The sequence below is a fragment of the Paenibacillus sp. T2-29 genome (assembly GCF_052921365.1).
Map to the genome: position 1 here is coordinate 731,795 of NZ_JBREVE010000001.1, position 22,787 is coordinate 754,581.

The following is a 22,787-nucleotide window of genomic DNA, read 5'->3' on the forward strand; positions in this document are numbered from 1 at the left end:
TAGACGGATAATCGTTGAATTCAGTATAGTATTTACAGTTATAGCCTGTTTAAAGATAAAAGTCAACCCTAACAAGACCTAATAAAAAGCTTGTCAGAAATCAAAATCAGTAAATTTCTTTCATTTCACGCTCGCGCTCCAGCACTTCGCGTTCCCGGTTTTCAAGTGCTTCCCAGCCATCTTGGCTTAACAAGTCAAGCTGTGCTTCCACCAATGTACGAAACCGTGCTCGGTAAATTGAAGCCTGTTTCTTCAGTTCTTCAACCTCCAACGCGATTTTGCGGGATTTGGACAATGCTTCGTTCACAATACGATCCGCATTTTTTTCCGCTTCCTTCACGATCAGTTGAGATTCTTTCTTGGCGTTGTTGCGAACTTCATCAGCTGCTTCCTGCGCGACAATAATTGTCTTACTCAGTGTATCCTCAATCGTCGCAAAATGATCGAGCTTCTCCTGTACGTTCAGCAACTGGGTGCTCAGTTCTTTATTTTCACGAATAACGCCCTCGTAATCCTTGATCACCTGATCCAAAAATTCATTAACCTGGTCCTCATCATAACCGCGAAGCCGGCGGGCAAATTCCTTATTATGTATATCCAATGGCGTTAATGGCATGCCGTCCACCTCCTATAAGATTGACAAAAAATTCATTTTCCGCGTCACGACGCTCATTATCATCTATCGGTCATCATACCCCGTTTTGTGAATACTGTACAGAGCAAAATCGTTCCAGTTCTTTGCTATAGGTTAATTCTTTCGACAGAAAGCTCACGAATCCTGCCTACAGCTATACAAACTTACCAATTTTGACACGGAATCTACCCTTTTTTGTCATCCCGTCTGTTTCAAGCACTTTGAAACGCCCAAATCCCTGCATGGAAATAACGTCCCCAACCTTAAGTGAAGTAGATGGATTCTCCTCCACCTTCCAGTTTACCCGACATCGTCCCGCTCGAATCGGTGTTAATATTTTACTGCGACTCAATTTGTAGACGTCACTGGCAATCCCGTCCAGACGCAAAGAAGCGACCGTCAGATCCATCGCCTCTAATGCAACTTCCTTCGTTCGGAGACTTGCTACTGGCAACAGTTCTGTCCAAACATGAACACGATGTACCTGCTGCAAATGCATGGTTATAAAATCTCCGATCTCTGATGCCACCAACACATGACACCCATCATCCAGCACGTGAATGTCCCCGATTTTTCCACGCTTGATTCCAAGCCCCAAAATGGCACCTAGATAATCGCCGTGCTCAAGGGTATTGATTTTATGATCATCAGAAGAGATGGAAAGGACCTGAATTCCCATTTCCTCATCGTCCAAATACGAATAATCGGGCGCAATCAGCGCCCGCTTTCGTTCCGAAGCCGTATATCCGCCATCTACCCTAATCGTGACCTTGTCTTCCTTCGAAGCAAGTGTCTCCAATATGTACTGTTGTCGCGGATCCAAAAAATCAGTCAGCTTCTGCTCATGATAAGCTCCCGCATGACTGATCCATTCGGAAGCACGATCCACATAATCCCGTTCATCCGGGTGAAAATGCTCATAAATCTCAGTTCGCATAAATCCTCCTAGACGAAATTGCCAATTAAAGAAATCAAACCGTACGATGCAAAACGCAAAGCAATCAGCGCTACGATAGGTGAAATATCAATCATCCCGAAGATTGGCGGTATAAACCTGCGAAAAGGAGACAAATACGGCTCCACAAACCTGGCAAGTAAATCACCGATCACACTCTCTCTGGCATTAGGAAGCCATGACAGCAGGACATATGCAATGATCATGTACGAATAAATCTGAAATAACCAGTAAATTACCTCGATCAAGAAAAGCTCACCTCATTCTGTTAAGTTCTTGTTCAGTGTCAGCCAGTATCTCCGTAATGGAGCCTTGAATTTCAACCGTATCCGGTGTGCACAGAAAAATATTGTTACCGACCTTCGAAATGCCGCCACTCAGTGCATACACAGTACCACTCAAAAAATCAATGATACGTAGCGCCTGATCCTTGCGAATTCGTTGCAAGTTAACCACGACGGTGCGATGTGAACGGATATGGTCGGCGATTTCCTGTGCTTCATCGTAAGAACGCGGCTCATACAGAACAACTTTCACATTTTTCTGTGAATGGATGCTGACAACATTCGTGCCCTTCTGGTTCTTACGTTTATCAAAGCTTGGGGTTTCAATTTCTTGATCTTCCGGCGTATTCATAACCTCTCGCTCTATAACTTCCTCTTCTTCCTGAAGCCCCAGAAAGTTCATGAACTTATTCATTACGCCCACTGAAAATCCTCCTCTCGTCCGACCAGTACGGAACCAAGCCGCAACCAGGTCGCTCCTTCTTCAACCGCCACTTCAAAATCATTGGACATCCCCATAGACAAGTGAACGATAGGTTCTCTAGTCAAGGCTTGTCCATTTAACCGATCACGCAGTTCACGCAATCCTCGAAACACAGGTCGAGTATGTTCTGGGTCTTCCTCATGAGGAGCCATGGTCATCAAGCCGATTACGTCCACATGTTGCAACTCGCGAATTTGTTCCAAGAAAGGGGCGACCGCCTCGGGGGATAAGCCGTATTTTGAAATTTCCCCAGAAATATTGACTTGTACAAAAGCTTTGACTCGCAGTCCCAAAGCGGCTGCCTTCTTATCCAATTCCTGAGCGAGCGATAAGCGATCAAGCGAATGTATAAATTTAAATTTTCCAATTACATCTTTAACCTTATTCGTTTGGAGATGACCAATAAAATGCCACGTTCCCCGGTCACCCAACTTGCTCCATTTATCTGCAGCATCCTGCCAGCGATTTTCGCCCACATGCTCCAAGTCGTTATCCAATACGAATGCCATTGCCGCCGCCGAAACATATTTCGTGACAGCGATCACATTTACTTCATCACGCGAACGTCCGCTACGGGCACATGCCGCTTCGATACGGGCGTTAACTTCTTTAATTCGTTCCTCCAAAGACACGGGAGGACTCACCTCTCTTCCAGACCAATCCAACTCGCCATTCTTCCTGTAACGCCGCCTTCCTTACGATATGAAAAGAACAAATCGCTACGGCTACTCGTGCACAAGGTAGTACATTCGATATGGCTCGGCAATATTCCTGCTTTCATCATAATGTGTCGATTGCATTGTTTCAAGTCAAGTAGTGTTTTTCCGCCCGTTAAGGGGAAATAAACAGAACCTTCCCATTTATCATTACCCGGGCAATCATGCTCTAAAACCCGAATTTGGCTCATCACATGCTCATCTACCTCATAGGATTCAGGACCAATGGAAGGACCAATAGCTGCTAGTATATCGGACGGCTGAGATCCATATTCAGTTTGCATGGTCTGTACCATTTTCAACGCAATCTCCGCCACTGTTCCCTTCCAGCCTGCATGCGCCAACCCAATCACACGATGCACGGGATCACAAAAATATAGGGGTACACAGTCCGCATAAAAGGACGTCAGCAAAATGCCTGGTATATTCGTCAAAAGTCCATCTGTGTCCTGAAAAGCTGATGCACGATCCATAAAGCCTCGCCCACGATCAGCAGCCTGGACAACAGCAACATGATTACCGTGGACCTGCTCGCCGCACGTCCACGCTTCAGCAGCAAAACCAAGCTGCTCAGCAATTAATCGGCGGTTGCGAATGACTTTCTCGGGGTCATCCCCTACATGAAACGCACAGTTCAGACTATCGTATGGCGCTTCACTGACACCGCCATGACGCCCTGTAAACCCTGCTGTTAATCCCTGAACCTGTCGCTCCCAAGATTGAATATATAACAACTCCGGCACGGGACGTCTGCCATCTTGCATGGGCGTAGTCCCTGTAGCCTTGGTATTCACTATAAACGGTTCCATTTTGTTCTCACCTCTACTGCCCAGTGTACCAAAAAGCCGCCTCTGTGTCTTCACAACATACTAAATTACGTGTCCCTCCTGTTCAAAAGACCCGTCGGTCATTCCGCTCCTGACGTTCGATATACAGCTTTTCCTCCCTTTCATCCGGTGGCTCATGCAATCCCTCCAGTCGAACAAGCACAACATCCGAACCAATTTTCACAATGTTGCGCCACGGAATAACCAATTCGCTTCCCCCTCCAAACCAGCCCATGAATCGACTGCTGCCCGGAACCACAATAGCTTCAATTTTCCCTTGTCGTACGTCAATCTCCAGATCACTGATTTGTCCCAGACGTCGTCCATCTACAATGTTAATGACATCCTTGGTTTGAAACTCGGAAATTTTCATGGCTCTTACTGACGTTTCCGGTGCATTCACACGCATCACATCCTTTATTTCACTATATGAGTGGAAGAGCCCAAAAAATGTCCTACAAACGCAAAAACGATCCGCACGGGATCGTTTTTGTCACTGAATCATTCAAACATTTTATTCATTTCATTAGGACTTTACATGTTTTTGCATTTGCTGTATAGCCGACTTCTCTAATCTCGAAACCTGGGCTTGAGAGATACCGATTTCGTCGGCAACCTCCATTTGCGTCTTTCCTTCATAAAAACGCATAGACAATATCATCTTTTCACGCTGGCCCAGGCGATGCATCGCTTCCCGGAGAGCGATTTCCTCAATCCATGAGACGTCTTTATTTCTGTCATCACTGATCTGATCCATCACATAGATTGGGTCGCCCCCGTCGTGATATATCGGCTCGAACAGCGAAACTGGATCCTGAATCGCATCCAATGCGAACACAACATCTTCTTTAGGCACATTTAGCACTTCTGATATTTCAAAAATCGTTGGTTCCCGCGAGTTCAGATTTGTCAGACTGTCCCGCACCTGAAGCGCCTTATATGCAATATCCCGCAACGAACGGGACACACGGATCGGATTGTTATCCCGCAAATAACGGCGGATCTCTCCGATGATCATCGGCACCGCATAAGTGGAGAACTTTACGTTTTGCGAAAGGTCAAAATTATCAATCGCCTTCATCAGGCCGATGCATCCTACCTGGAACAAATCGTCCACAAACTCCCCCCGATTGTTAAAACGCTGAATCACACTCAGGACGAGCCGGAGATTGCCGTTGACCAATTTTTCTCTGGCTGATCGTTCATTATTTTGCTGAAGTGATGTGAACAGCTCGCGCATTTCTGCATTGGTTAATACCGGCAGTTTAGCGGTATCCACACCGCAAATTTCCACTTTGTTTCGGGTCATCGTGTCTTACCTCCCAAGGAGCAACATTAATGTACATTATCTCCTGAGGTCATTTTTTTATTCGCCGTTTCCATCGCTTCCGGATATCTCCAAGCATTATACCATTTTATTAAATTCCTTTCGTAAGCGCTTTATAATTCGTTTTTCCAGACGCGAAATATACGATTGCGATATACCCAACAGGTCAGCAACATCCTTCTGTGTCTTCTCTTCTCCGTCTTGTAAACCGAAGCGAAGTTCCATAATCAAACGCTCTCGATCCGTCAGCTTATCCAGTGCCTTATGCAATAATTTACGGTCTACTTGCTCCTCAATATTACGATAAATGGTATCATTTTCCGTTCCCATCACATCGGAAAGCAACAACTCATTACCATCCCAATCGATATTCAGAGGCTCATCAAAAGAAACCTCCGTTCTCGTTTTGCTATTGCGACGCAAATACATTAAAATCTCATTCTCAATGCATCGGGATGCATAAGTGGCAAGTTTGATTTTCTTCTCCGGATCAAAAGTGTTCACCGCTTTGATCAGCCCGATAGCACCGATGGATACGAGATCCTCAATGTTGATGCCCGTATTCTCAAATTTACGGGCAATATACACAACTAACCGCAAATTTCTCTCGATTAGCATCGACCGTACTGCTGCATCTCCAGAAGAAAGCTTTCCAAGCAAATACTCTTCCTCGTCTCTTGTCAATGGAGGGGGGAGCGCCTCGCTACCGCCAATATAATAAATTTCTTCACTTTTCAGCCCGAATAAAAATAAAATACGATAATATTGCAGTTGCCATGCTAGCCTAAATTTCATTTTTAAATTCATTTGCTCCCTCATATCATTCTCCCCCTTTTGAAAATAGTACAAGTTAAGTCTTACTGAGCTCCGTCCATTCCAGCATTGAATGTTTCTCCTCGTCTTTAAACCTTGTCCTACGCTCTTCTTCATTATCCTGATTCTGTAAAATGGTCTCTAGCATATGCTTTTCGTTTTAGGTTTGTATCAGCCTCCCCCTCTTCGTGTGCCGTCACATCTGGGTGGATGATGGCACGATATTTGCCCTCTGCCGACAACTTCCCCCCGTCTAAGCCAATCAGCACTCGATGATGTACAAAATGAACCCCATTCATCACCACCTCTACTCGATCTGGTTTGAGTGCGAGCATAAAGGAATGACTTCGGTTAATTCCACGATAAGGGACGAGACGAACACGATCCTGCCAGCTGAACGATTCCTCCCCCAGATCCATCACTAGTTGATCAGCATTACCCTCAGAACATTTTTGGAGCCAGGAAGCGGGTAAATACGATTCCCACAAAGCCGCCTCCATCACCATTACTGGGGTTCGGGTCAATGGATCATGCAGTTGGTTACCTGTATCCAACAAGCCTGTACACTCAATATGATCCTGCCCAATCCACACCTGTACTTGCCCCAAAAAGCCACTCATCCTTTCTGTACGCTGCTTTGAGGACTGCACAATACGAAAGAAGAGCATCACTCCGCCAAATGCGCATAAAATAAACCAGAATGCGATTTTTAATTCAAAAGACATTCCACCTGATGCGGTATACCAGATGCCATTAAACAAATCCCCCGTATTCTGGAGAAAATAATGCATCCCCAAAATGCCACCTGCTGCTACAAAATTGATCATGTAAAAAGCACCCATTGTACGAAGATACTTTTGCATGCTGCCAAAACCAAAGGCCACCAGCAGCATAATGATCGATAAGGCCAGCTTGATTAGAAACGTAAACAAAAATGACAGCTCCGGCACAAACATCATGACCACGTACATTGCGCCAATTCCAGCTGAAGTCATCAATCGCCACCACACGAGTCGGATCTTTCTCATCCAGGCGGTGGCCATTAGCAACACAGCATCAATAAACAAATTGGCCAAGAAAATCAAATCGATATAAACAACCAAGGATTCACCCGCCCAGCATTTTGCAGGATAGGCTTAAGTATAGTAGTCATACGGTTCAAAGTCTGTCTAACGGTGGGGACGGTGTCCGACTAATTTTGTCGGAAAGAGGAGAAGCACTGGCCGTGCGGGATGTGGAGAAAACAGAAAGAAGCCCGCATCTCCAAGGAGGATACGGGCTTTCTAAATTTAAACTAGTTATCGTTATTATTATTGCGTGAACGGTTACGTAAGAATGTCGGAATATCCAATTGGTCACTGCTTTGAGTGTTACCGAATGGACGCAAGTTAGGAGAGGACTTTTCCGTTGCTTCGGAAGCCGCTGGGTTAGCTGCTGGTCTACGTCCCGGTGCTGGCTGGCTCGGCTTACCTTCAAAACCAGTGGCGATGACGGTAACCTTAATCTCTTCTTTCAAGTCTTCATCAATGATGGCACCGAAAATCATATTCACTTCCGGATCGGAAGCTGATGTTACAATTTCAGCCGCCTCATTGACCTCGTATAGAGACAAATTGGTGCCGCCAGTGATGTTCATAATGACACCACGCGCACCTTCTATGGATGTCTCCAGCAACGGACTCATGATAGCCTTACGCGCTGCTTCAGCCGCACGATTTTCACCCGTTGCTTCGCCAATCCCCATCAACGCGGAGCCACGCTCCGTCATGATCGTTTTTACGTCAGCGAAGTCAAGGTTGATCAGACCCGGTACAGCGATCAAATCCGAAATACCTTGTACGGCCTGACGTAGAACATTATCCGCTTCACGGAATGCTTCCAGCATTGGAGTTTTCTTGTCCACAATTTCAAGCAAGCGATCATTCGGGATTACAATCAAGGTGTCTACTTTTTCTTTCAATCCCTCAATGCCAAGTTCAGCTTGATTGGAGCGTTTACGCCCTTCAAATGTGAATGGTCGGGTTACCACGCCTACAGTCAGCGCACCGCATTCCTTAGCAATTTCAGCAATGACAGGGGCCGCTCCGGTTCCTGTACCGCCACCCATTCCCGCAGTTACGAATACCATATCCGCGCCTTTGAGCGTATTCATAATAAGCTCACGCGACTCTTCAGCCGCTTTTTTACCCACATCAGGGTTAGCCCCGGCACCCAGACCGCGAGTGAGCTTATCGCCAATTTGAAGCTTGTGCTCAGACTTCGCCAAGTGAAGCGCCTGGGCATCTGTATTGACAGTAATGAACTCTACACCCTGAACTCCATTTTCGATCATTCGGTTAACTGCATTGCTGCCGCCGCCTCCGACGCCGATCACTTTAATTTGAGCCAAGCTCTCCATTTCAAAATCAAATTCCAACATACTATTCCATCTCCCCCTCAATGTGCATGGATGGCCCGTCCATGATTGGCATAATTAGCAATGAACGTTATATAAATTCACTGAACATATTTTTTAAGCGTTCAATCAACCCCTGCTTTTGCTCGCCTTCCGCAACGGGACTGCTGCTCTTGGTTCGGCTAGTCGGCTTCTTGGTACTACCGCCACTGTTGCTAACACTAGTCGATCTCCCGCGATAGTAACGGATAGCATTATGCAAGATACCAACTCCGCTCGTATATCCCGGATCCCTTACACCGATAAAATCAGGTACAGCGATCCTTACGGAAGCGGCCAGTTCGCTTTGTGCCACCTGAAGTACACCAGGCATGGAGACGGTGCCTCCGGTAAGTATATAACCCCCCGGAAGCTCTGTGTAACCCAAGCGCTTAACTTCCGCCTGAATGAGTTGAAAAATTTCCTGTACTCTAGGCTCAATAATAGCAGCCAAATCCTGTTGGTTGAACTCCTTATCTACATTACTGCCGATACGGGTCACTTTAAAGACGACATCGGCTGCTGCATCATCATACCAAGCGCAGCCGTATTTGAGTTTTACTTTTTCGGCTTGATCGGTAAGGGTTCTCAGTCCGTAGGCAATATCATTGGTTACAAATTCTCCGCCGATGGGGAGTGTTGATGTAGCAACAATCGTTCCTTCCTGGAAAATGGCCACATTCGTAGAACCTGCACCAATATCCACCAGCACGGAACCCATCACCTTTTCATCCTTCGAAAGAGACAACTGTCCAGCTCCAAGAGGCAACAAGACGAGATCTTTAATCCTCAGACCGGCTTTCTCAACGCAGCGCAACAGATTATGTATTGGGGTCTTGCCTCCAGTAACAATCGTAGCCTCTACTTCGAGACGAACACCGATCATACCACGAGGGTCCTGAATTCCTTCAAGGCCATCTACGACATACTGCTTGGCTACCACGTCAATAATTTCTCTCTCCGGTGGTACGGCAATTACTTCTGCTGCCTTCAGTACACGTTCAATGTCCTCCTCGCCGATTTCACGGTCCTCGTTGGACACGGCTACTACGCCATGACTATTTTGCAGACCAATATGGTTGCCTGAAATCCCCACATACACTTCTGTTATTTGAATACCAACCATGCGTTCTGCGTGATCCACGGCGTTACGGATTGATTGCACGGTTTGATCAATGTCTACAATTGCACCTTTGCGAATCCCTTCCGAGTCGGCAGATCCAACTCCAATAATATTAAAGGTTCCATTATTCATTTCCCCAATAATAGCCCGAACTTTGGATGTACCGATGTCCAAACTAACAATGATGTCATTGTTGCTCAAGTCTGTGGCACCTCCTGACTCCAAAATGAATTTCGTTCTTTAAACACACTCTGTACATATTCAACATACTCCATGCTTTCCCTCTTTTTTCTACAAATTTTTTAGAAGCCAATTTATGGTTGCAGTCACATAAAAATTTGAAGAAAAAAGAAGGAGGCAAGTCTATTACCCATAAAATCAATTCTAGCATTTTTTCACATCACTGAGTAGTATCTTTTTCTTGGCCCTCTTCGCTCGTATCGGGTTTGAATGGAACGTAGGAATCCGCCTCCAGCATTGTGATCACACCAGGATCTTCTGTTTCTAGCACCTGGTTCAAATAGCTGATTTTAGAGTTCAACAATGAAACGGTTGTAATAACCTCAAATTGGGAACGCGTGTACATTTTTATACGGTCTGGAAAAGAAGGAATCGGTGCGGGAATGATTTCCGAAATATCAGCTGTCCATTCTCCCGGAATGCGTGATAAAGCATCACATAGCTTCGCTTTGTAGGGATCATCTGATTTCCATTTAGTCAAAATAGGCTTTTCAACCGCTATCCCACTGCTTCCTACGCCCACGCTTGTCCCATTTGCTAGAATAGCACGCAGGCTACCGTCGCTTTGCAACTCGTAAGCTACCGTAGCAAACTCTTTAATGTGAATCGTAATGATACCCGGAAACTGCTTGTCCACTGTGACTTGCTGAATTGACTGAATTTCCCGCAGCTTCTCAGAGACGTCGGATGAACTGACTCCGAAATATTGATCTCCGACAGCGAGACCACTTCGATTGAGAAGTTGCTCCCGGGTCGAAAATACATTACCATCAAAACGAATTTCAGAAACCTGACTCAACGAAGAACGGAAAAAGAGAACAGCGAGCAGTACAATAAACAACAAAATGAGAAGAATAGCAATCTTCCGGCTTGTTCTTTTTTTCGTTCTGTTCTTTTTAAGAACAGGTATTTGAGCATTTGGCATAGCTTCTCTCCACAAAAGCCTTTTGTCCCCCCGTTAACGGAGGGACATTACAGGCATTAATTTACGAAATCCAGTTGCTCGGGCACCGGAGACTGACGGCTCATTCGGGCACCCAATCCCTGGAAAAGACGTTCGATCCGGTCATACCCTCTGTCAATGTGGTGAACCTGCTCGACAATGGTACGTCCTTGAGCGGCTAGACCGGCTATAACCAGTGCAGCCCCTGCCCGCAGATCGGTAGCCTCTACTGTAGCCCCGTACAAACGAGAAACCCCTCTTATAAAAGCAGCATTCGCATCGACCGTAATATCAGCACCCATTACATTCAGTTCATCTACATGCTTAAATCGGCTTTCAAAGACAGTCTCTTTCATGACACTGAAGCCGTCCGCCAAAGAAAGCAACACCATGACCTGAGATTGCAAATCCGTCGGAAATGACGGATAAGGTGAGGTAACGATCCTCTCCACTGCTTTGGGACGGCTCATACAACTTACGGTCATTATATCATTCAAGATGCCGATTTGAACACCAGCCCGCCTAAGGACGTGAATCAGAGCAGACAAGTGGGAAGGATTGCAGTGTGTCAATGACACACTACCTCGTGTAGCTGCCGCTGCAATCATAACCGTTCCAGCTACTATGCGGTCAGGAATGACCTCATACGTACAAGGATTGAGTTGACTGACCCCCGTAATTGTAATTGTGTCTGTTCCTGCACCAATAATATGGGCTCCCATGGCATTCAGAAAGTTTTGAAGATCCTGAATCTCTGGTTCCCTCGCTGCATTGGTAATCGTTGTTCGTCCTTCGGCCAGCGCGGCAGCCATCATAATATTTTCTGTTGCCCCTACGCTCGGAAAATCCATGTGGATGTCCGAGCCGATCAGCTTGTGGGCTCGAAACGTAATTTGCTCGTCTTTCTCCTCGATCTCTGCGCCAAGGGCTTTTAAGCCCCCCAGGTGAAGATCTATTTTGCGCTCGCCTATGGCGCAGCCTCCGGGCTGGTAAATGGAAACTTCTCCGTATCTGGCGAGCAGCGGCCCCATTAGAAAGATAGATGACCGCATTTGCTTCATCAAATCCTCAGGAATTTGGAACGTTCGGACGGACGATGTATCCACATATACCGTTTCCTCTTCATGTCGGCATGTGCAACCAAGTCTTTCTAGGATATGCAGCATGACCTTAATGTCTAAAAGATGGGGGACATTCCGAATTTCCACCTTACCTTGTGCAAGCAAGCTTGCTGCAAGAATAGGTAGTGCCGCATTTTTCGCCCCATGGATACGTATGGTGCCTGACAGGGGACGGCCTCCCTCAATCACCAATTTGTCCAATGTATCACCTCCGAGTTTACCGCTCACCCACTACGAAAACCTCCGGAACTAGCTTGATGCCGGTTTGAGATGATATTGTACTTTGAATATGCTTCATTAGGGTAAGCACGTCCTCTGCTGTCGCTTGACCGGTATTTACAATGAAATTAGCATGCTGTACAGATACCTCAGCGCCTCCCGCCTTCAAACCTTTAAGACCTGCGCTTTCAATAAGCCGGGCAGCATAGTCTCCTGGTGGATTACGGAACACGCTTCCTGCACAAGCTAACTGTAGCGGCTGGGTCAGCCTACGGCGGTCTTTAAAAGCCGCAAGCGCTGCTGAGATTTCCTCTCGGTCCCCCCGCTTCATCTGGAACACTGCCTCTGTCACCATTCCACGTTGCTCATGCAGCACGGAGTGACGATAGCTAAAATGCATATCCTCGGCATTGTACACAGCCAATTCCCCTGTATCCAGCACAATCTCAGCGGACTGGAATATTTGTGACACATCAGACCCGTGGGCACCAGCGTTCATGTAGACAGCCCCACCGACCGATCCTGGAATACCCCCAGCAAACTCAAGGCCTGACAGACCCTGCTTGCTAGCCATAACACATAGTTTGACCAGTGAAACGCCTCCACCAGCAACGATCTGTTCATCCTCAAAACGAACATAATCAAATCCTGGTCCCAGCTTGATCACCAGTCCCCGAATCCCTTTGTCAGAAACGAGCATGTTGGAGCCCCGCCCCAACTGCATCCAGGGAATTCCGTGCTCGCTAGTCAGCTTCAAAATCCTTGCCAATTGCTCTTTGGTATCCGGGATCACAAGAGCGTCCGCAGGGCCTCCGATCTTCCAGGTCGTATACTTGGACAGCGGTTCATGCTCCAGCACTTTTCCGATATCATGCTCCGCTAATAATGGCATCCATTGCTGCATTGTACTGAAACCTCCTTGTTGCTTGCCCCGCATCGTTATAAGGCTCTCACCTAACAACCGGCAGCCTGGGTGATGGTCACAATCTATAGGGTATCCTATGTAAATACCGTCCGGTGTGTGACAACCGCCCAAATCTGCGCTGCGGACTACCTTTTATGGGCAAGACGCTCCATTTCTTTTACTAAAATATCTGCTGAGTCAGGCTTGCCAAGCGCAGATGCCAACTCCGCCATCCGGCTCCGCCTTGCCTCATCCTTCATAATTTCCGCTATAGATTGAAACAGAGCCGGGCCACTCAATTCCTTTTCTGTGATCATGACAGAAGCCCCTGCCTTTTCAAGTGTACGAGCATTAGCCTCCTGGTGGTTATTCGTCACATTGGGTGATGGAATCAGAATGGACGGAATGCCGAGCGATGTAATCTCTGCCAAGAAGGACGCACCTGCGCGATTAACAATTAAAGAGGTACAAGCCAGTACCTCAGGCATATTGTGAATATAGGGAAGCACGTGTAGATGATTGGGCAATGAGCCGATCTGATTTCGTATGCTGTCCAGCGTTTGCTCATAGTAAGATTCGCCGGTCACATATACAAAATGGACGTCTTTCAGTTGCGAAAGTTGCGGAACCATTGCAATCATGGCATCATTAATGGCCTTCGCCCCTCTGCTGCCGCCAACCACCAGGACCACCGAGCTGTTCATCGGAACCCCTATCGTAGCAAATCCTCGATCCCGGTTAGCCAAACGAACTGTTGTAGCACGCGGGTTCCCAGTGTAAAGTACATTTTTAGCTTTAGGAAAAGCTCCTTCCGAGCCTTCAAAGCTAACAGCCACTGTATCCACATAGCGACTCAGAAATGCATTGGTCAAGCCAGGAATCGCATTTTGTTCATGAATAATGCTGGGTATTCCCAACTTGGAAGCTGCATAAACGACAGGGCCGCATACATATCCCCCGGTGCCAATAACGATATCTGGCTTAAATTTCTTTAATAATGCTTTGGACCTGCGAACTCCTTTGAAAAAGCGCATGATTGTTTTTATATTTTCTACAGACAAGCTGCGACGAAATCCTGTGATATCAATAGCCTCAAATGGAATTTTTTCCTGAGGAACTAATTTACTTTCGAGTCCTCGTTGACCGCCAATGTATAAAAATTCAGCGTCCGGATCTATTTCTTCGCACTGTCTGGCTACGGCCAGCGCTGGATAAATATGCCCTCCAGTACCGCCGCCGCTCAACACGACGCGCATAAACGTTCACCTCGCATAACGTGATAAATTTAATAAAATGCCCAGAGCAGTTAGCATTAAGGTCAATGAAGAACCTCCATAGCTGATTAAGGGCAGTGTTATTCCTGTCACCGGCATTAGACCGATAACAACACCAATATTAATAACGACCTGTACCGCCACCATTCCGACAATACCTACCGCAAGCAAACTGCCATAGGTGTCCGGGATGGTAATAGCCACACGCATCCCTCTCCAAACAAGGACCAAAAAAAGCCCCAGCACCGTCATTCCACCGATAAAACCAAGCTCCTCCGCCAGTATGGAAAAGATAAAGTCCGTCTGTGGCTCAGGAACGTAGCTATATTTTTGCCGACTCATGCCGAGCCCCAAGCCTGCCAATCCGCCAGGACCAATAGCATATAGCGATTGAATAATTTGATAACCCGCGCCAAGTGGATCAGACCAAGGGTCCAGAAATGCGGTAATACGCTGGAGTCGATAAGGGGCAGCTGCAATCAGTGCAGCAAACCCCGCTGCTCCCGACAAGGCCAGTAGACCAAGATGCTTCATACGCGCGCCTGTCGTAAATACGATCAGCATGGATGCTCCCATCATTACCGTGCCTGTGCCCAAATCAGGCTGGAGCATGATGAGCCCAAAGGCCAGCCCCATGAGCCCAAGCGGAGGCAACAACCCGCGCGTAAAAGAGCTAATATCATAGTCAGGACGACTGAGCCATTGAGAGAGAAAAAGAATCATACCCAGCTTCATAAACTCGGAAGGTTGAATGCCAAAAGAGCTAATACCGAGCCAGCTTCGTGCTCCGCCTCTTACTACACCAATGCCAGGGATTAAAACGGCAACCAGTAGAGCCAGACAGATCAACAATACGACCTTGGCATATTTCTGCCAAATCCGATAGTCCGTTCGGGCAGTAAAGTACATGGCTACAAGGCCGAGCCCCGCAAACAGCAATTGTCGTTTAACAAAATAGTAGGAGTCCCCGTACTCGTGAAAAGCGAGGACGGCGCCCGCGCTGTATACCATAACCATGCCGATGGCTAACAAGCTTACAATACAGACGAAAAGCCATATATCTGGCGCCGGACGAGATTGCTTCATCAGGAGGCCACCCCTTGCATAAAAGTAGGGGCTTATCCAACCCCCCTACTTACAATTTATGCGCCGCCTCTTTAAAAATACGTCCACGCTCTTCATAGGATTGGAACATATCCCAACTTGCACAAGCGGGTGAGAGTAATACCACATCTCCCGTCTCAGCAAATTCAGCTGCCTTGTTTACAGCCTCCACGAGCGTAGCGGCGGCATCCTCCCCATTATCGACGACCTTGACATGCTCTATTCCAGCCTGACGAGCCCGATCTGCCAGCTTATGCCGTGTCTCCCCCAAGAGTACAACAGCTTTCACACCTTCCTGCAAGGACGGTACAAGCTCCGCATAATCAGAGCCACGATCCAATCCTCCGGCAATGAGTACGATGGGTTGCTTAAAGGAAGATAAGGCCATCATTGTCGCTTTCGAATTGGTTGCTTTGGAATTGTTGTAATAAGCTACTCCACCGTGTTCTAAAACATATTCAAGCCGGTGTTCTACACCGCGAAAAGCGCTTAGTGGTTCCGACAATTTTGCTGGTTCTGCGCCTGCGGCTATGGCGATTGCACAAGCAGCTAGAGCATTTTCTACGTTAAAACGACCCGGAAGCCCAATATCGGTCACGCCTATAATAGGATGCAGTACCCCATTTCCATCACGGTATACGATGTTTCTTTCAATATCATCCGTCACATCCGGTATGTATGGCGGGTCAGCGAACAGCCCTTCCTGCAAACGTTCCGTCATTGAGAAAGGAAGCAGCTTCGCTTGAATATAGGGCACAAGCTCCCGGCAGACGGGATCATCCCAGTTCACGACTGCGGTATCCGACGCTGTTTGATTGGCAAATAGACGTGCCTTCGATGCAACATAGTCCTCCATACCTCCGTGGTAGTCCAAATGGGTCTCAGCTACATTGAGCAAGCAGGCTACTGCGGGCTTGAAATCCTTTGTTCCTTTTAACTGAAAGCTGCTCAGCTCCACAACTATCCACTCGTCCGACTTGGCGTCCACAGCCGCCTCGCATAATGGCGTACCAATATTACCAGCCACGATCGGATTCATGCCGGATGCCTCCAACAACTTGCCCACCCAAGTGGTCGTGGTCGTCTTTCCGTTGGAGCCAGTAATTCCGATAATCGGAGCTTTACATAGATGGTAGGCGACCTCAACCTCGGTCACGACCTCAATGCCGAGCTCGACAGCTTTCTGTACGGGAGGGGCCGTGTAAGGAATTCCTGGATTTTTGACAACTAGTTTCACTCCAGGATGAATCAGCCCTTCCGGGTGACCCCCGCATAAAACGGAAATTCCCAAAGCCTCTAATTCAGAAGCTTCGGGACATTGTTCCCTATCTTTTTTATCATTGACTGTGAGCTTGGCCCCGGCCTGATGTAGCACCTTGGCAACTTGTACGCCGCTTTTGGCCAGACCGATAATGACAACTTCCTGATCTCGGTATGCGTCTGGATGATTCATTTGTCTACAACCCCTTGTTGAGATAAAGTCCAAGTCCTGCCAACAGCAGTCCTACAGCCCAGAATGTAATAACTACGCGCCATTCGGACCAGCCGGACAGCTCGAAATGATGATGAATCGGGCTCATTTTGAAAATACGCTTGCCACGGGTTTTAAAGGAAGCTACCTGCAAGACCACGGACAGCATTTCAATCACGAATACACCACCGATGATGAGGAACAAAATTTCGCTTTTCGTAACAATGGCAATGGCACCAATGGCTCCGCCGATTCCCAGCGAGCCTGTGTCACCCATAAATACCTTGGCAGGATGAGCATTATATACGAGAAAACCAAGTACAGCGCCAATCATGGCCGCTGCGCAAACTGCAGCTGGAAGCGAGGTTGCTTGAATCGCCACAATGGCATAAGCAGCAAATGCAATCGCACTTGTACCAGACAGCAGCCCGTCCAGCCCATCTGTAAAATTGACAGCGTTGCTGATCGCCAGCATCATGATAATAATGAACGGATAATAGAACCAACCGCCCCAATCAAATGACCATGAGGTGCCCGGGATGCCAATTGCCGTGCTGTGATCATTGCTAATCAGAAGCCAGCACATAATCGCGCCAAACAATAACTGCCCGAACAGCTTTTGACGCGCTGTCAGACCGAGCGAGCGTTTGAATACGATTTTAATATAGTCGTCCAAAAAGCCGATCAGCCCAAAACCGAGCGTAGCAACCAGCAGAACGTAAAAGTCCGTATTTTTAATAGCTGAAAACTTTAGAAAGGTCAGCGTAAAAGCCAGCAAGATTACGATACCGCCCATTGTAGGCGTACCTATCTTTTTAAGATGGCTTTGTGGCCCGTCATCCCGGACCTGCTGGCCGAATTTCATTCGCCGCAGCAGCGGAATGAGCAGTGGAGCGGCAATGACCGCCAGTATAAACGATACGACGATCGTCAGCAGTAATAATTGAATATCCATGGGAGTCTCCCTCTCGTCAACATCAGTTCTGTAGCGGACCGTTTTTCAGCGCATCCACAATTTCTTCTAATCGCATCCCTCTGGATGCCTTAACCAGCACAATATCATCGGCATGGAGATAAGATCGCAAATGCTGGATCAGCTTTTGCTTATCTGTATAAGCATGTACGTTAGCAGTTGGCATTGTCCCTTGCGCACCCTGCGCAATCGAAGCGCCTAATGCACCATAGGTAAACAGTGCCTCTATGTTATGCTTTGCAGCAAAACGCCCAATTTCTTCATGAAATTGCTTTTCCTCAGCGCCCAGCTCCAGCATGTCACCAAGCACGGCAATTTTACGTCCACCCGTTTTATATGCAGACAACGTCTGAATTGCAGCCTTCATTGAAGCAGGACTGGCATTGTAAGCGTCATTTAGCACCGTAAGTCCATCCGAACACTTCACGACCTCAATGCGCATGCCCGTCAGCTTTAAAGACGACAACCCTTTACGTATATGGTCTACATCCACATTGAAATGACGTGCTACCGCCAGCGCTGCCAATCCGTTTACAACATTGTGCTGTCCGAGCAAGGGAAGCCGGAAAGCCTCTTGGCCGGATTGGGCTGTTATGAATAAGCTACCTTCTCCATCCGAAGTGATTTCAGTCGGATAATCATCATTGTCCGCAGCTAACCCGAACGTGAATAATTTTAATCCTTCAGGCTTGACCGTTTCAGGCTCCGCCAACACTTGTGGAAGTAGTGGTTCATCCCCATTATAGATAAGCAATCCACCGGGTTTAATCCCACTTGCGATTTCCAGCTTTGCACGAGCAATTTCAGTGCGAGAACCAAGCTGAAGTAAATGCGATTCGCCAATGTTAGTTATGACAGCTACATCTGGTTGGGCAATATTAGCCAGCAGACGGATTTCCCCGCGTCCACTCATGCCCATCTCCAGAATCAGGATATCTGTATCCTGCGGCATGGACAGTACTGTTAAAGGCAACCCGATATGATTGTTATAATTCCCTTCGGTTTTGTGTACTTTAAAAGTCGTGCCTAATAGAGCATTTACAATATCTTTTGTCGTCGTCTTGCCGTTGCTTCCCGTGATTCCAACGACAGAAACGCCAGTTTCGCGCAAGTATGCAGCTGCTAGATGCTGAAGGGCTTCTAACGTATCCTCGACCTCAATAGCATTGACGGTCGGGGATGCTCCATGATCCTTTTGCCATAGATATGCTGTTGCCCCTCTCTCGCTGACGATCTGCTGAACATAATGATGTCCATCAAATCGTTCACCCACGAGTGGAACGAACAGTCCCAGGCTCTGCGGCCTGCGTGAGTCTGTAAAAACGCCCTCAACCATCCGTTCGGCGTCCGCCTCTGCGTGAAGTGTTCCTCCACACATGGATGCAATCTGACCGATTGTTCTTTTCATCACTTGGATAAACCCCTTATCGCTTCTTTGGCTACGATGCGATCATCGAATTCATGCACCGTTTTTCCGATCAACTGGTAAGTCTCATGACCTTTTCCCGCAATCAATACTACATCGTCAGGGCTTGCCATTTCAACAGCTTTATGAATTGCAGTTCTGCGATCCACGATCAGTTCATAACGTTCGGCAGGTACACCTTCATCAATCAACCCTTGTTCGATATCTTTCAAAATCACTATCGGGTCTTCTGTTCGCGGATTGTCGGAAGTAATAAACGAATGATCGCTGTATCGTGCAGCAATTTTTCCCATCAACGGACGTTTTGTACGATCTCGATCTCCGCCGCAACCAAACACACACCATACTTTACCAGTCGCAAATTCCTTTACGGTGCGAAGGACATTTTCCAATCCGTCTGGCGTATGGGCATAATCAACAATTACAGCAAAGGGTTGACCCGCATCAACAGGCTCTACGCGCCCATCCACGCCTGCGATAGATTCCAGGCTCCGCTTGATATCTACCAGTGAGATTCCTTCCAGCAAAGCAGCTGAAATGGCTGCTAGTGCGTTGTACACATTAAACTTGCCTACCATTCGAAGCTCAATGTCAGTTTCTCCTTTAAAAGTGGATACATGGAAGGAGGTTCCCTTGGCACTTATAGTGATACGAGACGCTTGTACATCCGAATCCTTTTCCACGCCGTAGGTAATCACTTGAGCCGCAGTTTGAGCCTGCAAATAGGAAGAGGCTGGATCGTCTGCATTCAGAACAGCATATTTACTATAGGATGTATCACGCGAGAAGGCATTTCCCAGTCTGGAAAACAAAAGTCCCTTGGCAGCGCGGTACTCCTCCATCGTGTTGTGATAGTCTAGATGGTCCTGCGTCAGGTTTGTAAATATAGCGGTACGAAAATCTGTTCCTTTGACACGGCCCTGCTCCAAAGCATGTGAGGATACCTCCATGACACAGCATTGAACCCCTTGCTCTGCCATATTCCCGAGATAACGTTGCAGTTCTACTGCTTCAGGCGTAGTGCCGGACATCGGATAAGACTGGCCGTTGTAACGCATTTGAATGGTACCAATCAGCCCGGTGTTCACCCCGGCGTCCTGCATGATCTTTTCAATCAGGTATGTTATCGTTGTTTTTCCGTTTGTTCCGGTTATACCGATCATACGCATGCGTCGGCTTGGTGAATCAAACATATAATCCGCCAAAACCGCCATGGCATGTCGCGCATCCTTAACAACGAGCTGCGGAACAGGCACATCCAGTTCTCTCTCTACGACCAAAGCCGCCGCTCCTGACGCAACGGCCTGCCCAGCATAGTCATGTCCGTCTACTGTAAAACCGGGCAAGCACAGAAATAAGTCTCCCGGCTGGACACGACGTGAATCCGCCCCGATTCCTCGGCAATCCACTGTACCGTCACCCACCACTCGGGAGACGGCCAGCAGTGAAGCCAATTGTTGAAGCTGCATCTTACATTCCTCCATTGCTCTCTCGTTATTCATAGTATGGTATAAAAAGAACCTATCAATCCCCCATATATATACGGATCGTTGATCCTCGTTCCAATCGAGAGCCTGGCTTCGGTGCCTGACTTATGACCGTCTTGCCTGACCCAGATTTCACGAGCATAAAGTTCATATTCATATCTTCGTATAAATCAGCTGCAGTGGCACCTACTAGATCAGGTACCGTTTCGATCGGTTTTTCCCCATACTTGTACTCTTTGGCAATTTGATTGGTACGAGGCGGTATTTTCAAGGCAATCAGTGCATCCTTTAAAATATTTTGCACGATTGGCGCAGCAACCACACCGCCGAATTGAATCCCTTTCGGGTTATCGACAGCAGTATAGACGACGATTTGCGGATCATCCGCCGGAGCAAAACCAATAAAGGATACAATATGCTCCGAGGAAGAATAACGTCCGTTAATCACCTTTTGTGCTGTACCCGTTTTACCTCCAACCCGGTAACCCTCAATAAAGGCAGGACGACCTGTACCTTTAGCTACAACACTTTCCAGCGCTTCCCTTACCTGTCGAGAGGTATCCTCTGAAACAACTCTACGCACCAGTTCCGGCTCCACTTTTTCTAGAACCTTTCCGGTTTCGGGCTGAATCCAGCCTTTTGTGATGTGAGGCTTATAAAGATTGCCACCATTGATTGCTGCCGACACAGCCGTAACCTGCTGAATTGGAGTGACAGATACCCCTTGACCAAATGCCGTAGTAGCTAGCTCTACAGGTCCGACCTGAGGTAGCTTGAACAAAATGCCATTGCCCTCACCAATCATGTCAATTCCTGTTTTGCTGCCGAAGCCGAAATTGCGAATGTACTTGAACAGTGTTTCTTTGCCCAGACGTTGCCCCAACGTTACAAAACCGGGATTGCATGAATTCTCCACCACTTGAAGAAAGGTTTGGCTGCCATGCCCGCCTTTTTTCCAACAACGCAGGCGTGCTCCACCGACTTCAATATATCCCGGATCAAAGAAACGGTCATTTTTAAGATTAACCTTCTTTTCTTCCAAGGCAGCGGCCAGTGTAATAATTTTAAAAGTAGAACCAGGTTCATATGTCATCCAAATTGGCAGATTTCGATTATAAATTTCAGGCGCATATTGCTTGTAAAGCGCTGGCTCATAGCTTGGTCGTCCAGCCATGCCTAATATTTCACCCGTCTTGGGGTTCATCGCAATAGACAGCGCGGATTTCGCCTGAAATTTGACCATGGCTTGGTCAAGCTCCCGTTCCATAATGGATTGCACCGATTTATCAATGGTTAATTGTAAATTCAGTCCATCCTTCGGTTCAATGTACTTTTCAGAAGAACCAGGCATCAGGCGGCCACCTGCGTCTGATAAATACGCGATGCTTCCATCGATTCCTCGAAGCTTGCTGTTTTGCTGCTTCTCTACACCTGTCAGCCCTTGATTATCAATTCCGGTAAATCCAAGAATATGAGCCGCTAGATCACCATAAGGATAATAACGTTTGTTGTCTTCAGCAACAACGATACCCGGCAGCTTCAAATCACGAATTTTCTGGGCTTTCTCCATCGTAATTTTTCGTCCGCCGGGCTGAAGTTTTTGGCTTGCTGTTCGTTTGGTAATCAGCTTGAGCACTTTATCCTCACTCATATCTAGCAAGGGCGCCAGCCTGCGTGCCGTTTCTTCCGGCTCCTTAATCTGTACTGGTATCGCCATGACAGTCGGCGAACTGACATTATAGGTCAGCGCAGTACCCTGCCGATCCAAAATTTCGCCACGCTTGGCGGCAAAAGGAATATTGCGGCGCCACGAATCCTCAGCCTTGGCTGAGAGCTCGCCTCCTTTACCCAATTGAACATAGGCGAGCCGGATCGACAAGGCCGCAAACAATACAAACAATCCCAGTAGCCCCCATACCAGCCTACGCCGCATGGTCACGTTAGATTTTTTCAAACGCGCCCCCTCCGTTCCTCAAATACTCATGACATGTCTTACCTCATGAATATTCAAAAGAACGGACATTAGAA

General features: G+C 47.4%; 22 protein-coding genes. All 22 read right to left on the reverse strand.

The features are described from left to right. Positions 1-106 precede the first annotated feature (106 nt). Complete coding sequence (locus ACU1JV_RS03695) at positions 107-616, reverse strand: DivIVA domain-containing protein (protein ID WP_013311075.1); 510 nt, start codon at positions 614-616, stop codon at positions 107-109. Between the two features lie 172 nt (positions 617-788). Further along, positions 789-1,571, reverse strand: a complete 783-nt coding sequence (locus ACU1JV_RS03700; RefSeq protein WP_013372074.1) for a YlmH family RNA-binding protein — start codon at positions 1,569-1,571, stop codon at positions 789-791. Positions 1,572-1,579: 8 nt separating this feature from the next. Further along, on the reverse strand, positions 1,580-1,837 hold the full coding sequence (locus ACU1JV_RS03705; protein ID WP_013372075.1) for a YggT family protein: 258 nt from the start codon (positions 1,835-1,837) through the stop codon (positions 1,580-1,582). Positions 1,838-1,844: 7 nt separating this feature from the next. Further along, positions 1,845-2,297, reverse strand: a complete 453-nt coding sequence (locus ACU1JV_RS03710) for a cell division protein SepF (RefSeq protein WP_013372076.1) — start codon at positions 2,295-2,297, stop codon at positions 1,845-1,847. After that, the gene (locus tag ACU1JV_RS03715) at positions 2,288-2,989 is read right to left on the reverse strand and encodes a YggS family pyridoxal phosphate-dependent enzyme (RefSeq protein WP_413986668.1); all 702 of its coding nucleotides are present in this window, start codon (positions 2,987-2,989) and stop codon (positions 2,288-2,290) included. Before ACU1JV_RS03715 ends, ACU1JV_RS03710 begins: the two co-directional genes overlap by 10 nt. An 8-nt stretch (positions 2,990-2,997) precedes the next feature. Continuing rightward, on the reverse strand, positions 2,998-3,882 hold the full coding sequence (gene pgeF / locus ACU1JV_RS03720) for a peptidoglycan editing factor PgeF (protein ID WP_413986669.1): 885 nt from the start codon (positions 3,880-3,882) through the stop codon (positions 2,998-3,000). An 82-nt stretch (positions 3,883-3,964) separates the two neighbouring features. Next, entirely contained in the window at positions 3,965-4,309 is a 345-nt protein-coding gene (locus ACU1JV_RS03725; RefSeq protein ID WP_016324551.1) for a YlmC/YmxH family sporulation protein, read from the reverse strand. A gap of 117 nt (positions 4,310-4,426) precedes the next feature. Then, positions 4,427-5,209, reverse strand: a complete 783-nt coding sequence (gene sigG / locus ACU1JV_RS03730; RefSeq protein WP_013372080.1) for an RNA polymerase sporulation sigma factor SigG — start codon at positions 5,207-5,209, stop codon at positions 4,427-4,429. 96 nt (positions 5,210-5,305) lie between these two features. Beyond that, on the reverse strand, positions 5,306-6,046 hold the full coding sequence (gene sigE / locus ACU1JV_RS03735; protein ID WP_013372081.1) for an RNA polymerase sporulation sigma factor SigE: 741 nt from the start codon (positions 6,044-6,046) through the stop codon (positions 5,306-5,308). A 110-nt stretch (positions 6,047-6,156) separates the two neighbouring features. After that, positions 6,157-7,143 carry a sigma-E processing peptidase SpoIIGA gene (gene spoIIGA / locus ACU1JV_RS03740; RefSeq protein WP_413986670.1) on the reverse strand — a complete coding sequence of 329 codons (987 nt, stop codon included), beginning with the start codon at positions 7,141-7,143 and terminating at the stop codon, positions 6,157-6,159. 191 nt (positions 7,144-7,334) lie between these two features. Further along, entirely contained in the window at positions 7,335-8,459 is a 1,125-nt protein-coding gene (gene ftsZ, locus ACU1JV_RS03745; protein ID WP_013372084.1) for a cell division protein FtsZ, read from the reverse strand. Between the two features lie 67 nt (positions 8,460-8,526). Then, a complete protein-coding gene (gene ftsA / locus ACU1JV_RS03750) occupies positions 8,527-9,798 on the reverse strand; it encodes a cell division protein FtsA (protein ID WP_040103330.1) in 1,272 nt (423 codons plus the stop codon). A 199-nt stretch (positions 9,799-9,997) separates the two neighbouring features. After that, entirely contained in the window at positions 9,998-10,762 is a 765-nt protein-coding gene (locus ACU1JV_RS03755; RefSeq protein ID WP_013372086.1) for a cell division protein FtsQ/DivIB, read from the reverse strand. Between the two features lie 56 nt (positions 10,763-10,818). Then, the gene (gene murA / locus ACU1JV_RS03760) at positions 10,819-12,129 is read right to left on the reverse strand and encodes a UDP-N-acetylglucosamine 1-carboxyvinyltransferase (RefSeq protein WP_413986671.1); all 1,311 of its coding nucleotides are present in this window, start codon (positions 12,127-12,129) and stop codon (positions 10,819-10,821) included. Next, the gene (murB, locus tag ACU1JV_RS03765; protein WP_413986672.1) at positions 12,119-13,024 is read right to left on the reverse strand and encodes a UDP-N-acetylmuramate dehydrogenase; all 906 of its coding nucleotides are present in this window, start codon (positions 13,022-13,024) and stop codon (positions 12,119-12,121) included. The genes murA and murB overlap by 11 nt, the downstream gene beginning before the upstream one ends. 146 nt (positions 13,025-13,170) lie before the next feature. After that, positions 13,171-14,280: an undecaprenyldiphospho-muramoylpentapeptide beta-N-acetylglucosaminyltransferase gene (gene murG, locus ACU1JV_RS03770; RefSeq protein WP_025677710.1), complete on the reverse strand. Its 1,110-nt coding sequence runs from the start codon at positions 14,278-14,280 to the stop codon at positions 13,171-13,173. A gap of 6 nt (positions 14,281-14,286) precedes the next feature. Further along, on the reverse strand, positions 14,287-15,384 hold the full coding sequence (spoVE, locus tag ACU1JV_RS03775; RefSeq protein WP_058829870.1) for a stage V sporulation protein E: 1,098 nt from the start codon (positions 15,382-15,384) through the stop codon (positions 14,287-14,289). A 49-nt stretch (positions 15,385-15,433) separates the two neighbouring features. Then, positions 15,434-16,855, reverse strand: coding sequence for a UDP-N-acetylmuramoyl-L-alanine--D-glutamate ligase (murD, locus tag ACU1JV_RS03780; protein WP_413986673.1), 1,422 nt, complete (start codon positions 16,853-16,855; stop codon positions 15,434-15,436). A 4-nt stretch (positions 16,856-16,859) separates the two neighbouring features. Then, entirely contained in the window at positions 16,860-17,828 is a 969-nt protein-coding gene (gene mraY, locus ACU1JV_RS03785) for a phospho-N-acetylmuramoyl-pentapeptide-transferase (RefSeq protein ID WP_013372092.1), read from the reverse strand. Between the two features lie 22 nt (positions 17,829-17,850). Then, positions 17,851-19,254: a UDP-N-acetylmuramoyl-tripeptide--D-alanyl-D-alanine ligase gene (locus ACU1JV_RS03790; RefSeq protein WP_025677705.1), complete on the reverse strand. Its 1,404-nt coding sequence runs from the start codon at positions 19,252-19,254 to the stop codon at positions 17,851-17,853. Next, positions 19,254-20,741 carry a UDP-N-acetylmuramoyl-L-alanyl-D-glutamate--2,6-diaminopimelate ligase gene (locus ACU1JV_RS03795; protein WP_090738742.1) on the reverse strand — a complete coding sequence of 496 codons (1,488 nt, stop codon included), beginning with the start codon at positions 20,739-20,741 and terminating at the stop codon, positions 19,254-19,256. The genes ACU1JV_RS03790 and ACU1JV_RS03795 overlap by 1 nt, the downstream gene beginning before the upstream one ends. Before the next feature lie 55 nt (positions 20,742-20,796). Beyond that, positions 20,797-22,713 carry a stage V sporulation protein D gene (locus tag ACU1JV_RS03800; protein WP_058711727.1) on the reverse strand — a complete coding sequence of 639 codons (1,917 nt, stop codon included), beginning with the start codon at positions 22,711-22,713 and terminating at the stop codon, positions 20,797-20,799. Between the last annotated feature and the right edge of the window lie 74 nt (positions 22,714-22,787).